Source organism: Streptomyces sp. NPDC048479 (genome assembly GCF_040651435.1).
Taxonomy (GTDB): Bacteria; Actinomycetota; Actinomycetes; order Streptomycetales; family Streptomycetaceae; genus Streptomyces.
Window position 1 is genome coordinate 1 of the sequence record NZ_JBEZKA010000029.1, and the last position, 14,303, is coordinate 14,303.

11 protein-coding genes and 1 pseudogene are annotated in these 14,303 nt (G+C 68.1%); 8 read left to right on the plus strand and 4 right to left on the minus strand.

Annotated elements, in window-relative coordinates; genetic code table 11:
- Positions 1-97 precede the first annotated feature (97 nt).
- From AB0D12_RS32805 to AB0D12_RS32840, 8 genes and pseudogenes are all read left to right on the plus strand, one after another.
- Complete coding sequence (locus AB0D12_RS32805; protein WP_362691071.1) at positions 98-859, plus strand: serine hydrolase domain-containing protein; 762 nt, start codon at positions 98-100, stop codon at positions 857-859.
- Positions 860-2,084: 1,225 nt separating this feature from the next.
- A complete protein-coding gene (locus AB0D12_RS32810; RefSeq protein WP_362691074.1) occupies positions 2,085-2,558 on the plus strand; it encodes a lamin tail domain-containing protein in 474 nt (157 codons plus the stop codon).
- 203 nt (positions 2,559-2,761) lie between these two features.
- Positions 2,762-2,968, plus strand: a complete 207-nt coding sequence (locus tag AB0D12_RS32815) for a hypothetical protein (RefSeq protein ID WP_362691077.1) — start codon at positions 2,762-2,764, stop codon at positions 2,966-2,968.
- A gap of 309 nt (positions 2,969-3,277) precedes the next feature.
- Positions 3,278-3,829 (plus strand): annotated as a pseudogene (locus tag AB0D12_RS32820) (dihydrofolate reductase family protein); the annotation flags it as partial.
- Positions 3,830-4,444: 615 nt separating this feature from the next.
- On the plus strand, positions 4,445-5,953 hold the full coding sequence (locus AB0D12_RS32825) for an AMP-binding protein (protein ID WP_362691080.1): 1,509 nt from the start codon (positions 4,445-4,447) through the stop codon (positions 5,951-5,953).
- 48 nt (positions 5,954-6,001) lie between these two features.
- The gene (locus AB0D12_RS32830; protein ID WP_362691083.1) at positions 6,002-7,771 is read left to right on the plus strand and encodes a DUF3556 domain-containing protein; all 1,770 of its coding nucleotides are present in this window, start codon (positions 6,002-6,004) and stop codon (positions 7,769-7,771) included.
- Positions 7,764-9,179 carry an NAD(P)/FAD-dependent oxidoreductase gene (locus AB0D12_RS32835; RefSeq protein ID WP_362691086.1) on the plus strand — a complete coding sequence of 472 codons (1,416 nt, stop codon included), beginning with the start codon at positions 7,764-7,766 and terminating at the stop codon, positions 9,177-9,179. Before AB0D12_RS32830 ends, AB0D12_RS32835 begins: the two co-directional genes overlap by 8 nt.
- A gap of 23 nt (positions 9,180-9,202) precedes the next feature.
- Positions 9,203-10,453 carry a helix-turn-helix domain-containing protein gene (locus tag AB0D12_RS32840; RefSeq protein WP_362691089.1) on the plus strand — a complete coding sequence of 417 codons (1,251 nt, stop codon included), beginning with the start codon at positions 9,203-9,205 and terminating at the stop codon, positions 10,451-10,453.
- Between the two features lie 95 nt (positions 10,454-10,548).
- Here AB0D12_RS32840 and AB0D12_RS32845 read toward each other — a convergent pair whose 3' ends face one another.
- Genes AB0D12_RS32845 through AB0D12_RS32860 form a run of 4 tightly spaced genes read right to left on the minus strand, consistent with a single transcriptional unit; the run spans position 10,549 to position 14,292 of the window.
- Complete coding sequence (locus tag AB0D12_RS32845; protein ID WP_362691092.1) at positions 10,549-11,769, minus strand: acyl-CoA dehydrogenase family protein; 1,221 nt, start codon at positions 11,767-11,769, stop codon at positions 10,549-10,551.
- On the minus strand, positions 11,766-12,722 hold the full coding sequence (locus AB0D12_RS32850) for a 3-hydroxyacyl-CoA dehydrogenase NAD-binding domain-containing protein (RefSeq protein WP_362691095.1): 957 nt from the start codon (positions 12,720-12,722) through the stop codon (positions 11,766-11,768). Before AB0D12_RS32850 ends, AB0D12_RS32845 begins: the two co-directional genes overlap by 4 nt.
- Positions 12,723-12,764: 42 nt before the next feature.
- Positions 12,765-13,502, minus strand: coding sequence for an acetoacetate decarboxylase (locus AB0D12_RS32855; RefSeq protein ID WP_362691098.1), 738 nt, complete (start codon positions 13,500-13,502; stop codon positions 12,765-12,767).
- 19 nt (positions 13,503-13,521) lie between these two features.
- Positions 13,522-14,292 (minus strand): crotonase/enoyl-CoA hydratase family protein, encoded by a 771-nt coding sequence (locus AB0D12_RS32860; protein WP_362691101.1) that lies wholly within the window; start codon positions 14,290-14,292, stop codon positions 13,522-13,524.
- Between the last annotated feature and the right edge of the window lie 11 nt (positions 14,293-14,303).

Consider the following 14,303-nt stretch of genomic DNA (forward strand, 5'->3'; position numbering starts at 1 on the left):
AACTCCGGCGGGTAGTTCTTCATGACCACGAGATGTCCGTTCTCAGATCCTCAAGATCCAGTGTCTCGTGTGTCCAAGATCAGGGGTCAAGGCCCAGTTGACGATCAGGATGCTGCTCAACCACACCAGCGGGATCTTCAGCTGCACCGATGACCAGGAAGCACTGAACCGTCACGAGACCCACAGCCCCGAGTTACTGGTGCAGATCGCCATGGCGCATCCGGCCGCCTTCGTGCCAGGTTCGGACTGGGCGTACTCCAACACCAACTACGTCGTTGCAGGCATGATCATCGAACGGGTCGGCGGCCGGGCGCTTGCCGACGAGATCACCGAGCGGATCACCCGCCCGCTCGGCCTGACCGGGACGTACCTGCCGCACGGCAGCGACCCGACGATCCACGGGCCGCACTCCCGGCACTACACGAAGCTGTTCCGAACCGAACCCGAGGCCCCGGTCCACGACGCGACCGAGTTCGACTCCACTATGTTCTGGGCGGCCGGCGGCATGATCTCCAGCCTCAACGATCTCAACCAGTTCTTCGGCGCCCTGCTGGGCGGCCGCATACTGCCGCCGGACCAGCAACGCGACATGTTCACCACACTGCCGACCCACCGCTGGATTTCCAACGCCACCTACGGTCTCGGCGTCTCCTCAGTGACGCTGCCCGGCGGGGAAACGATTTGGGGTATGGGGGGCGCTCTCCTCGGTTCGTGGTCCTACACCTACGGCACCCGCGACGGCAAACACATGACCACCGTCAATGTCAACGGCGACTGGGTCAACAGCGGCTGGGACGACCCCATCGGCATCTTCACTGATCTGCTCCAGAGGAAGTTCTCACGCCTGAGGGATACCTGAACATCCCAGTCACGGTGCCGGTCGTTGGATCCGTGCCGCGTCGTCTGCGACCCGGCGTGGGGACCGGGCACGACTATAGGGAGAAGGTCCATCCGCTTGTCCACGTCGAGTCGGAACGTGCCGTACGGGTTGCTGTTCGACCAGAACAAGGCAGTCAGTCCGCTCCGGCCCTCTTTGCTGAGCCTCGAGGCCCAGGCCGGTTCGGCAAGGACCTTCTGACTGGTTTCGGCGAGCCCTCGATAGCGGGATCTGCGCGCAGGCGGCAACGTTGAACGCCCTGGGAGATGGTGCACCGCGGCTGGGGGGAACTGTCTCCGTTGGAGAGGGGGATCGGCCGGGTGCCCGAGGCGGTGGGGAGGAGTTGTGCCGGCCGCTGACCATGGGCGAGGCCAGAGATGTGGCGATGCGGGTGGCGGCGGGGGCTTTCGAAGCCGAGTACCGCCGTCCCCCGGCAGACGTACCGGAGTTGAGGGGGTTCAACGAGCGTGCGGGGTACGGGTGACGGGACCGTGGGGAACGACCGGCCCGGGCGTGCCGATGGTCTGGCTGCGCAACCGTAGGCGCCCTCTGCTCCGGTCCACTCCCGCTCGCGCGGGAAGAACACTTCCTGACTTGCGCTCTTGGAGGGGCCTTGCCGCTGCTTGGCCACGGTCTTGCGGGGGTCCGGCCGGTGCGCTTCCACGCTGATTCGCCGGGAGCGGTCGCATTGCAGCCTCAAGCCGTCGCGGATGGTCTTGATCAGTCAATGGTGTCCGTCGCCTCGGTTGCCCTCATCGGGAGTCCGGCGGGACCCCGGCTACAACAGCGTGTACCCGGTCCTCGTCAGCGCGAAGGCTTTTCTTTTCGTATGTAAGTGCGACACCGTCTCGGGTGTGCGAAGAAACGTGCAGAAGCATCGTTACCGAGTTTCTGTCCGCCGAGCGGGTGATGTGCCGGGTAGCGCAACCGGTGGCGCGCCGGAGCACGCAAGGGCTTGCTTTTGATCATTGAACGGATCGATGTAGCGGACAGTGAATGTCAGGGGCACGCTCGCCGCATATGCGGATCCGATGCGGGCGCTTGTTACAGAAATGTCCGTAAATGGTAACGTGCGCCGGTTGGCCTGCCGCCGGCCGCGCCGGGCGCCCCAGAGTTTGGGTCCTCGGCCCAGCACGGGCCGGGAACCCGCACCGCACCACCAGCTCTCATCGGCTTGTGGAGCACCGTTCTTGAGGAGACGTCACCTATGTCTGCTTCTCGCACCGCCCGCCGTATCGTGGCGACCGCCCTCGCGGCCGGCGCCGTTGTCTCCGCCGTCGCCCTGCCGGCCTCGGCCGACGACAACGACAGGGGCCGGCACCACCAGCGTTCCCAGGTCGTGATCAGCGGCGTGCAGGCCGACAGTCCCAGACGCGGCATCGGCACCAACCGGTCGCTGAACGCCGAATGGGTCGAGATCACCAACAACACCCGCCGCACCGTGGACCTCGACGGCTGGACTCTGCGCGACGCGGACGGCAACCGCTACCGCTTCTACGACGTCCGCCTCCCCGGCCGCGCCACCGTCCGCATTCACAGTGGCGCCGGCCGCGACACCCGCACCGACCTCTATCAGGGCCGTCGCACCTACGTCTGGGACCGCTCCGACACCGCGACTCTGCGCGACGACCGCGGCCGCACCGTCGACATTGAGTCCTGGGGCCGCGGCCACCACCACTGACCCAGCCGGTGAGGGCCGTCCGACCGTCGACACCGGATGACCCACCCTCCGTGAATCGTGTGCCCGGGCAGCCTGACCTGCCCGGGCACACGTGCCGTCCAGCGCCCGCACCACCGACCCGACCGAAAGACTGCAACGGCACTCAGCCAAACAGCAGCGCACAACTCCCGTGGCGGGACGTGTGGTTGATGATCGTTGTGGCTATGAGACTCGCGGGGCTGCACGACGGAGAGTGGATGATCCCGGACGCGCAGGGCCGGAAGTACAGCTACGACAAAGAAAACGAAGCGTTCAAGGAACTCCCCGAGTACGGGGAAGGTGCCACGGTGTGGACCCGCGAGGTCTATCGGGCTCTGTTCATCACGAGGTCGGTCGACGGCTGGCAGCAGGTCCCCAACCCCCGCGGATAGGGTGCCCGTGACGACGGGTCCGGTGCTCCCGCGCTTCGTTCGCACGCCGAGCGGGAGCATCCCAAGCTGGTTTGTCACCCAGGACCAATCTCTGCCGAGGGGCCCCGCCGTGCGGGCTCGAGCACCCTTGGGTGAGTCTTCGGCGCCCACCACGGCCATCTCGTTGTCCGGCGAACTGCGAAAGCCAGTGAGGTCTTCTCAACGAATGATCTCGTGAGGTGACTCGGCCCAGGGGATCCCGCGAGCCGCGATGAGTCCTGCGGCGTCCGGCGGTCGTACTGTCGAACCCGTTACCGAGGAGGACTTCTGATGCGCAGCGTGACCTATTCGATGGGCGTCTCACTTGACGGCTACATCGTCGGGCCGGACGGCGACTTCGACTGGACGGCGCCCGACGAGGAACTCTTCCGCTTCGTCACCGACGAGATACGAGAGGTCGGCGTTCACCTGTTGGGACGACGGCTGTACGAGACGATGCTGTACTGGGAGACCGCCGACCAGGATCCATCGCTCGACGACTCAATGCTCGAGTGGGCCGCGATCTGGAAGCCGCTCCCAAAGGTGGTGTTCTCCACCACGCTGTCGGCGGTGCAGGGCAATGCCCGCCTGGCCTCCGGCGGCCTGGCGGAGGAGATCGAGCGGTTGCGAGCCGAGCCGGGGGAGGGCGACATCGCGATCGGCGGCGCGACTCTCGCCGCCGAGGCGGCCGCGTTGGGTCTGATCGACGAGTACCGGGCCAGGGTCTGCCCGGTGCTGGTTGGCGGTGGCATTCCGTTCTTTCCCCAGCGCGAGCGCCGGGTGGATCTCGAACTCGTCGAGACCCGCACCTTCAGCTCGAGAGTCGTCTACCTCCGCTACCGTGGCGCGCTACTGAACTTGAATGGGTGTGTCGGGGGCGAGAGGTCAGGTGGGGCCGCACGTGATCGACGGCTGCCTCGCCGGTACCAGTTTGGCCCTCGGGTCCTGATGGTCAGAACGTGCCGAAGAAGCGATGCCACCAACTGGGCCGCTGGACGTGCCAGTGAAGCCGGCTCGGTCCGTCGTAGTCGCGCTCCAGCAGTTCTTCGGGAACTACCGCATACCCGAGGTCGACCAACGCTCGATTGACCTTCGCGAGATCAGCTGCATCCAGCTCGCCCTCAGCCTGGGCGTCCTCCGTACCGAAGAAGGCTCCGGGGTTCTCAGCACAGACCAGGGCGAGGGAGCCGGTACTGGATCTGGTTGAGCCGGTGCTTGACCGCGCGTGTGACCTCGCCGAGGTGGGCGGGGCGAGGTGGCCGCGAAAAGGTCGACGGTGTCGTGCCGGACGTAGTCGAAAAGGCCATCGCCAGTCCGGCCGGGTTCGAGCGTGCCGCGTGCCCTGTGCCCCGCGCACAATCGGCGTCGGAGTAGTCGTCTTCCGCGCCCATGGGCCTGCGACGCTGCGCGTTCGTACTGTCTCTTTTCACAGGCGGCGGACGACTGTGAGGACCTGAGATGCACTTTGCGGAACTGCCCGATGTGCGCGCAGCGCGCAGCCCGAATGCGCCCAGCCTGGCTGACGATGTATTGGACCTGGACAATGCGGAATTCCTGGCCGAGGTGCGGGCGGCCGCCGCGTGTTTGAGGCAGCGCGGGATCGGGAGCGGCGACGTGGTGGCGGTGATGCTGCCCAATCGCGTCGAATTCGTGGTCGCGCTCTTCGCGGCCTGGCGGCTGGGCGCGGCAGTGACCCCGGTGAATCCGGCACTGACCGCCAACGAAGCCGAATACCAGTTGGCCGACTCGGCGGCGAGAGTCGTCGTCGGTCAGGACGAAGACGGCCCGGACCTGTCCGTGCCCAGGATCGATGTCGCGGAGCTCCGCACAACCGCTGGGTCCGCAGGCACCGCGAACGCCGCGGGGGAGGCCTGTGGCGGGCGGGGTGAGCCGCCACCTGCCACCGACGCACTCGCGCTGCTCATCTACACGAGCGGCACGACGGGAAGGCCCAAGGGCGTCATGCTCTCCCACGCCAATCTCGAGGCGATGTCCACGATGATGATCGAGGTGTCGCAGGTGGCCCAGGACGACCACAGTTTGCTGATCCTCCCTCTCTTCCACGTCAACGGCATCGTGGTCAGTGTGCTGTCGTCGCTGCTCGCGGGGGGCAGAGTCACTGTCGCCGGACGCTTCAAGGCCGAGACGTTCTTCCGTACCATCGAGGCGGTACGCCCGACCCGTTTCTCGGCCGTCCCCGCGATCTACGCGATGCTGATGGAACTCCCGGAATCGGAGCGGCCTGACACCTCCTCCGTCCGGTTCGCGGCGTGCGGGGCCGCGCCGATGCCGGCCGAGCTCATCGAACGCTTCGAGGGCCGCTACCGGATCCCGATCGTGGAAGGCTATGGCCTCTCGGAAGGCACGTGCGCGTCGACGTCGAACCCCCTCGACGGCCTGCGCAAGCCCGGCACTGTGGGCCTTGCCATGCCGGGCCAGGAGGTTGCCGTCATGGATCCCTCAGGCCGCCTACTCCCGCAGGGCGCTACCGGTGAAGTCGTTGTCCGCGGCCCGAATGTGATGCGTGGATACCTCAACCGGCCCGGGGAGACCGCTCGTACGGTCGTCGACGGCTGGCTCCACACCGGTGACGTCGGCCTGTTCGACGAGGACGGCTACCTGGTGCTGGTGGACCGAATCAAAGACCTGATCATCCGCGGTGGGGAGAACATCTACCCCAAGGAGATCGAGTCGCTCCTCTACAGCCACCCGGGGGTATTCGAGGCGGCTGTCGTGGGGCAGGCGCACGAGGTGTTCGGTGAAGTGCCCGTGGCCTTCGTCGTGTTGCGTCCCGGCGCGAGCGTCACGACCGAGGGCCTCCTTGAGCACTGCCGCGGTTCACTCTCCCGCTTCAAGCTCCCGGAGCGGGTCATCGCGGTGGAGACACTCCCCAAGAACCCCGTCGGAAAGACGGACAAGCCCGCACTGCGGGTGGAGCTCGTCTCCCACGCGTTCCCGGCCGTCTGAGCCGCTTCCTCCTCCGTTCCGCCCCCGGGCGAGAAATGAAGGTTCGTCATGGGATTCATCACGCCGAATCTGGCCGACTTCGACCTGAAGAAGTGGCGGTCGCAGCCGTATCTGCAGCGCATTCGTCCACTCGCCCAGCACTGGGCCGAGAACGGCTTCGGCACACCGGGGGCGGTCTACGTCCTCTACCTCCTCAAGATCGTGGGCTATGTGCTCGGCGGCGTCGCCGTCACCGCGGCGACGCCAGGGCTCGGGTCAATGGGCGACGTCGCGTCCTGGTGGACCGAACCGATCGTCTACCAGAAGATCGTGATCTGGACGCTGCTGTTCGAGGTGCTCGGCTTCGGGTGCGGATCGGGACCCCTGACGCTGCGCTTCGTGCCGCCGGTCGGTGCCTTTCTGCACTGGCTGCGGCCCGGCACCGTCCGGCTGCCTCCGTGGCCGGGTCGTGTGCCCTTGACCCGGGGCACGCGCCGCACCGCGCTCGATGTGGCGCTGTACGCGGCTGTCATCACCTCGGCGGTGTGGCTGCTGATTTCCCCGGCAAACGCCGGGCCGGTGCCCCGCGAGAACGCCCTCGGCCTGATCGAGCCGGTCCGGCTGATTCCGCTGGCTCTCTCCCTCGCGCTGCTCGGGCTGCGCGACAAGACCGTGTTTCTCGCCGCCCGTGGCGAGCAGTACGGGCTGACGCTGCTGGTCTTCTGCTTTCCGTTCACCGACATGATCATCGGGCTCAAGCTCGTTATGGTGGCGCTGTGGTGGGGCGCGGCGACGTCCAAGCTCAACCGCCACTTCCCGTTCGTCGTGGCCATCATGATCAGCAACAGTCCGCTGCAGCGCGTCAAGTGGCTCAAGCGCAAGCTCTACCGGGGTTACCCGGACGACCTGCGCCCGTCCAAAGTGTCGGGCTTCGCCGCCCACATGGGCACCGTCATCGAGTACGTGGTGCCCCTGGCACTCCTGCTCTCCGACGGCGGCATCACCACGACCGCCGCGCTGATGCTCATGGTCGTCTTCCACCTCCACATCATGTCGACCTTCCCCATGGGCGTGCCGCTGGAGTGGAACGTCTTCTTCATCTTCTCGGCGCTGTTCCTCTTCGGGCACTACGCGGAGATCGGGGTGTCCTCCCTGGACTCTCCGTTCCTGGCCGTCCTGTTGCTGGTGTGCCTGGTCGCCGTGCCGGCGTTGGGGAACGCCAAGCCGCACCTGGTGTCGTTCCTGCCCGCGATGCGCTACTACGCCGGGAACTGGGCCACCAGCACCTGGTGCTTTCGCAGGGGGACAGAGGAGAAGCTGAACGCGCACATCACCAAGGCCGCCGGTATGGCCAAGGATCAGCTCGTCACAATCTACGGAGAGGACCTCGCCGAGCTGATGCTGCACAAGGGCATGGCATGGCGTTCGATGCACACACACGGCCGGGCGCTCAACGGCCTGCTTCCCCGTGCCCTGGACGACACGGAGGCCTACGACCTGCGCGACGGCGAGTATGTGGCCGGCGGGATCCTGGGCTGGAACTTCGGCGATGGCCACCTGCACAACGAACAACTCCTGGACGCGGTACAGGAGCGTTGCGGTTTCGAGGAGGGCGAGCTGCGCGTCATCATTCTTGAATCACAGCCCCTACACAGGCGGCGCCAGCATTACCGCATCGTGGATGCCGCAACCGGCCGGATCGAGGAGGGGTACGTGGACGTCAAGGACATGGTCACCCGGCAGCCGTGGCTTGCCGACGACGATGCCTCGATACCCGTGCGCACCGTCGACGGCAGCGCGCGGCCCGTGGACGCACAGGCGGAGACCGTGCATGAGTGACGCGATCGTGGTGGGGGCCGGCCCGAACGGGCTGGCCGCCGCCGTGGCCCTCGCCCAGCAGGGGGTGGCGGTCACCGTTGTGGAGGCCGCCGAGGAGATCGGCGGCGGGGCCAGGAGCAGCGAGCTGACCGTGCCCGGCGTGCTGCACGACCACTGCTCCGCCGTGCACCCGATGGCTGTCGCCTCCCCGTATCTGCAGTCTCTTGGCCTGGAGCGGTACGGCCTTCAGTGGCTTTGGCCCGAGGTGGATCTCGCGCATCCCCTGGCCTCGGGACGGGCGGGGGTGATGGTCCGCTCGATCGAGGAGACCGTCGGCTCGCTCGGCGCGGACGGCCCGGCCTGGCGCAGCCTGTTCGGCCCGCTGGCGTCGGGGTTCGACGCGCTGGCCGAGGACCTCTTCAGGCCGATCGTGCATGTGCCCGCGCACCCGGCTCACCTCCTACGGTTCGGCCTTCGGGCGCTGTTGCCCGCTACCGCCATCGCCCGCCGCTGGCGGAGCGAGGAGGCGCGTGCCCTGTTTGCCGGGGTGGCGGCGCACGCCTTTCACCCGCTGACCCGACCCACCAGCGCTGCTGTGGGTCTGATGCTCACCGCCGCCGGGCACCGGTACGGCTGGCCGGTGGTGCGTGGGGGCTCCCGCAACCTTGCCCAGGCGCTGGCCGCACTGCTCAAGGAGCGCGGCGGCACGATCGAGACTGGGGTGCGGGTGCGTTCCCTCGACGAACTGCCCCCGGCGAAGGCGGTTGTGCTCGACGTCGCTCCGGGTGCCGCCGCCGACATCTGCGGGGACCGCATGCCCTCCCGTGTGGGGCGCGCCTACCGGAAGTGGCGCCACGGCCCGGGGGCGTTCAAGGTCGACCTTGCCGTCGAGGGCGGGGTGCCGTGGAGCAACGAGGCGTGCCGCCGGGCCGGTACCGTGCACCTGGGCGGCACCCTGGAGGAAGTCGTCCACGCCGAGCGGGAGGTCGGCTTGGGCCGCATGCCGCAGCGCCCGTTCGTGCTGCTCTCCCAGCAGTACCTCGCCGACCCCGGCCGCTCGGCGGGAGACGTCCACCCCATCTATGCGTACGCGCATGTGCCGCACGGCTACACAGGCGACGCAACGGAAGCCATTCTGGACCGCATTGAGCAGTTCGCCCCGGGATTCCGCGAGCGTATCGTCGGCTGCTTCGTCCGCTCGACCGCCGAACTGCCGCTCTACAATCCGAACTACGTCGGGGGCGACATCGTGACCGGCGCCAACACGGCCCTGCAGGTGGCGCTGCGGCCCCGCTTGGCCCTCGACCCGTACAGCACCGGCATCCCCGGCGTCTTCCTGTGCTCGGCGGCCGCCCCGCCCGGCCCCGGAACCCACGGCATGGGAGGCTTCAACGCCGCAAAGTCCGCTTTGCGGTTTCTCGCCCGGTGAGCGGGCAGGAAAGGAGCGCCGACGTGAGCACGCCCTCGGACCCGGTCGCGCGGGTGGCGCTCGCCGTACTGCCCCAGCGCGAGGAACTCATTGCCACGCTCATCGCCATCATCGAGCGGGAGATCGCGGTCCTCGACCACGACGAGCGGCTGCACAGCCTGCTCGAAGCAAGCGTCACGGAGAACGTTGTCACCGCCCTGCACGTCATGAGCAACGGTATCGACCCGCGGACGGTGGACGCACCGCCCTCTGCCGTCTCCTACGCCCGCCGGCTCGCACAGCGCGACGTCCCGATGTCGGCGCTGCTGCGCGCCTACCGGCTGGGCCAGGCGCGCTCCCTCGACCTTGTTCTCGGCAAGGCCATGAGGCTGCCGGGCGCGAACACCGCGAGCACGGTCATCTCGCTGGTCGGCATAGCCGCGGCGTACGTCGACCGGGTGTCCGAACAGGTCGCCCGGGCCTACGAGGACGAACGCGAACGCTGGGTGAGCAGCAGAGGTGCGCTGCGCCAGCACTGGGTCGGTCAGCTGTTGCACGCTGCGTCCCCCAACGTCGAACAGGCCGAGGCCGCCCTCGGCTACCGGATGGCCGGGACCCACCTCGCCGTGGAGGGGTGGGTCAACCGCGGGGCCGGGCCGGTCGATGCCATGGGCATCCTCGAGCGCCTGAGTTCCCTCCTGCAGCGGGAGTTCCACGCGCGGGACGAACCTCTGCTTGTGCCGACTGACGAGATGGACGTGCGCATCTGGTTCCCGGTGAAGGCCGCCTGCCCGGCTGTCGACCCCGACGCGGTGGCGATGGCACTGAGGCGGGCGAAGCTGCCGGTGCGCGTTGCCATCGGCAACGCCCGCCCCGGCCTGGAGGGCTTTCGCCGGAGTGCCCGCAGCGCCTCGCGGGCCAAGGCGGTCGCGCTGGCAGCGGGCGACGCCGCGCCCTGTGCGGTCTCCTTCGCCCAGGTGGCTCCACTGGCCCTGCTGGCCGACGAGCCTGACGAGCTGGCGGACTTCGTCGCCGACACCCTCGGCGGCCTGTCGGTGGACGATCCGTGGCGAAATTCCCTGCGCGAGACTCTGCGGGTCTTTCTTGCGACCAATCGCAGCTACGCCGCCACGGCCGAGCAGCTGACGGTGCATCGCAACACGGTTCACTACCGCGTCCAGCAGGCCGTCGAGAAGTACGGCGTTCTTGTGGAGGACAACGCGTTCGAGCTCCAGCTCGCCCTGGCCATCTGCCACTGGCACGGTGCCACCGTCCTGCGCCCGGCTGCCCAGTGAAGCGCCACGATCCCGGCATCCCCCTTGGGGTTTCCAGGCGCGTTGGGCCCTCCGGTCTGCGCTGCCTCACCACCGGCGCCGCGGTCGCATGCGGCTCAGACGAAGGCGCTTTCGCCGGTGATCGCCTTGCCGACGATGAGGGTGTTCATTTCGCGGGTCCCCTCGAAGGAGTAGATCGCCTCGGCGTCGGCGAAGAACCGCGCGACGTCGTAGTCCAGCACGATGCCGTTACCGCCGAAGATCTCCCTGCTCCACGACACGACCTCCCGCATCCGTGAGGTCACGAACGCCTTGGCGAGCGCGGAGTGCTCGTCGCGGAAGATACCGGCGTCCTGCAGACGGGCCAGCTGCACGAGCATGCCCCAGCAGGCGGTGACGTTGCCCAGGCTCTTGACCAGGAGATCCTGCACCATCTGGAACCGTGCGATCGGCCGGCCGAACTGCCGCCGCTCCTTGGCGTACTCCAGCGCCAGCTCGTAGGCGCCGATCATCACACCGAGAGCCTGCCACGCCACCCCGCTGCGGGTGGCGCGGAGGATCTCCGCCACGTCCCGGAAGGAGTTGATCCGCTGGAGGCGGTTGGCCTCCGGCACTTTGACGTCGGTCAGGGTGATCTCCGCGTTCTCCACGATCCGGAACGCGATCTTGTTCTCGATCTTGACGGGGGAGAACCCGGGGGTGCCCTTTTCCACGACGAATCCTTTGACCTTGCCGTCGTCCTCGTCGCGCGCCCAGACCACGATCAGGTCGGCGAAGGTCGCGTTGCCGATCCACTTCTTGGCGCCGTTCAGCACCCAGTTCTCGCCGTCCCACTTGGCGGTGGTGCGCATTCCGCCGGCCACGTCGGAGCCGCCGAGCGGTTCGGTCATCGCGAAGGCTCCGATCTTGTCCAGTGCGGCCATCGCGGGCAGCCAGCGGTCCTGCTGCTGCTGATCGCCGCCCCGGTAGATGCTGTACATCCCGAGACCGTTGTGCACGCCGAAGAAGGTCGCGGACGAGGCGTCGGTGCGGGTGTACTCCATCGAGAGCATGCCGATCAGGAGGTTGCTCCCGGCGGGCAGCGGGCTCCCGTACCCCTCGTAGGGCACGCCCGCGAGCCCCAGTCCGCGGAACTTGTCCACCAGTTGATGAGGGAACTCTCCCTTGGCCCAGTATTCGTTGACCAGCGGCTTGACCTCGGTGCGCATGAAGTCCCTCGCCTTGAGGAGCAGCTTGCGCTCCTCCGGCGGCAGCAGGTCCTCGTAGCTGTAGAAGTCGGCGCTGAGGGCGTCGCCGGAGCGTTCCTTCTCGGCGGCCTCGGTAAGCGGGGTGGTCATGACGTGTTCTCCTCAACGTTCCTGGATGCGTTGTCCCGGGCGGACAGCACGGCGAGCTGCTTGCGGTCGCGCTCCTGGGCGAGTTCGGCGTACGAGCGGGAGCCGTAGGAGTTCTCCACGGCTCGGATCAGCCGTTCCCTCTGCTCGGGACGCTGCTCGGGGTGGCCCAGCACGTCCCACATCGTCTGCATCGACATGCCGATGTGCTCGGCCATGTGCCGGTAGCCGCCGGGGCCTCCCCCCAGGTGGGCCCCGAGGAACGGGCCCACCGTCGCCCACCGCAGCCCGAGCGAGTTCACCACCACGGTGTCCAGCTCGTCCGGCGCGATGACACCTTGCTCGACCAGGTAGATGGCCTCGCGACTCAGCGCGTTCTGCAGGCGGTTGCCGACGAAGCCTGGAATCTCCTTGCGTTCCACCACCGGAACCCGGCCGACGAAGCGGTAGAAATCCACCGCCCGGGCCACCGAGTCCGCACCGGTGCGCTCGCCGGGCACCACTTCCACCAGCGGCACCAGGTGCGGCGGGTTGAACGGGTGACCGATCAGGATGCGCGCGGCGTCCTCGAGTTCATCGGTGAACGCCGTGGCGCAGATGGCCGAGGACGAACTCAGCAGCAAGGCGTGGGCCGGGGCCTCGTGCACCAGGGTGGTGAACAGCTCGCGTTTGAAGCCGACGTTCTCCGGACCGTTCTCCTGCACGATGTCGGCGTCCCGTACGGCGTCGGCGACGTCGGGTGCCAGGTGGACCCGGCCGGCCATGTCCCGCACGTCCAGCCCCTGCTGGGCCAGCTGGGGGGCCGACTGGGCCAGTGCTGTGTCGACTGCCTCTGCGAGGTCGGGACGCGGGTCGCTGACCCGTACGGTGAGGCCGTGGGCGGCGAACAGGGCGGTCCATGACAGGCCGATGGTTCCGGCGCCGACCACCGCCGCGGTGGTGAACGACTCAGTCATCAAAGGTCTTCTTTCTGCGTCGTCGGATTACTGCTCATCGGTTCAGCGCGCGAGGTAGTCGTGCACCGGCTTGACCGGAGCGAGCGTGAGGTCGGTGAGGATGTGACTCGCGGAGACGATCTCGCGCACCGGCAGGTCGGCCATCGGGGCGAGCACGTGGGCGAAAAGCTGGAGTCGCGCCGGGCCGGTCCAGGCACCCTTCACCACGACGTCGGTGATCTCGGTGCGTACCAGCTGCGCCACCTGCGGCGCGCCGTCGAAGCCGGGAACCATCTTCAGCATGTACGTCGGCACGGTGATCTGCGCCGTCGCCTCGTCCGGGTCCAGGTCGTGGTGCTTGTAGCCCATCGTCGCGGTCGCCACGCGCTGTGTGCCGTAGTCGAGGACGCCGACGAGGGCGCCGTGGTCCACGTACAGGGCGGGCGATCCGACCGTCTTCGGGAACGCGCCGGCCTCCCGACCGGAGGCGGTGGCCGGGAAGTTGTCCAGGTACATGGCGTGGAGGTACTCGCCCCGCTCGCCTTCATGGTGGACCTCGATGGCCTGACCGGACTCGGTGTAGGGCCCGTAGCCGGTGACATCGCCCATCCGCATGATCTCGAACCGCACCAGCGGATCGTCGATCTCCAGTGGCTCGGGTACCACGGCGCGCAGCGCTTCGGCGTCGGTGCGGTAGACGATGTTGAGGTACTCGCGGTCGGTGAACCGTGGAACGACCGGCGGGTACGCCGGATTCACCAGCGGGGTGGCGATGCGCCGGCATACGTCCTGCTGCTTCATGATCTCGTCCTTCCTGAAGCTATTTGCCCTGCCAGACCGGGGTGCGGTGCTCCGCGAACGCGGTCATGCCCTCTCGCACATCGGCGGAGGCCATGAGGCCGGCCAGCTCACGGGCCTGTGCGGCGAACGCATCGGACTCGGGTGCGCCGTCGGCGGCACGGACGACCTTCTTGACGGCGGCGAGCGCCAGCGGGGCGTTCTCCGCGAGCCGCTGCGCCCACTGCAGCGCGGCTGCGACGGCGTCGCCGGCGGGCACGACCCGGTTGGCGATGCCGAGCCGTGCGGCCCTTTCCCCGGAAATCGGCTCGCCGCTCAGCAGCAGTTCCATGGCGAGGTAGTGCGGGATCCGTTTGGGCAGCCGGATCACACCGCCACCGGCCGCGATCAGACCCCGCTTGACCTCCGGCAGGCCGAACTTCGCGTCTGCGGCCGCGACGATGAGGTCGCAGCCGAGGGCCAGTTCGAAGCCGCCGCCCATCGCCCAGCCCTCGACTGCGGCGATCAACGGCTTGGTGGTCTCGGCCTGGGTCAGGCCGCCGAACCCGCGTCCCGGGACCTCCGGTGATTCCCCGGCCAGTGCGGCCTTGAGGTCCATTCCGGCGCTGAACACGCCCTGGGCGCCGGTCAGCACACCGATCCGCAGAACGGGCTCGGCCTCCAACTCATCGAGCGCGGCGGCGAGTCCGGTGGCGACGTCCGCGTTGACCGCGTTGCGCGCGGCGGGCCGGTCGATGGTGATGAGCAGGCACGCGCCGATGGTCTCGGTGCGCACCTGAGCGGTGGGGTTCATGTGCGGCTCCT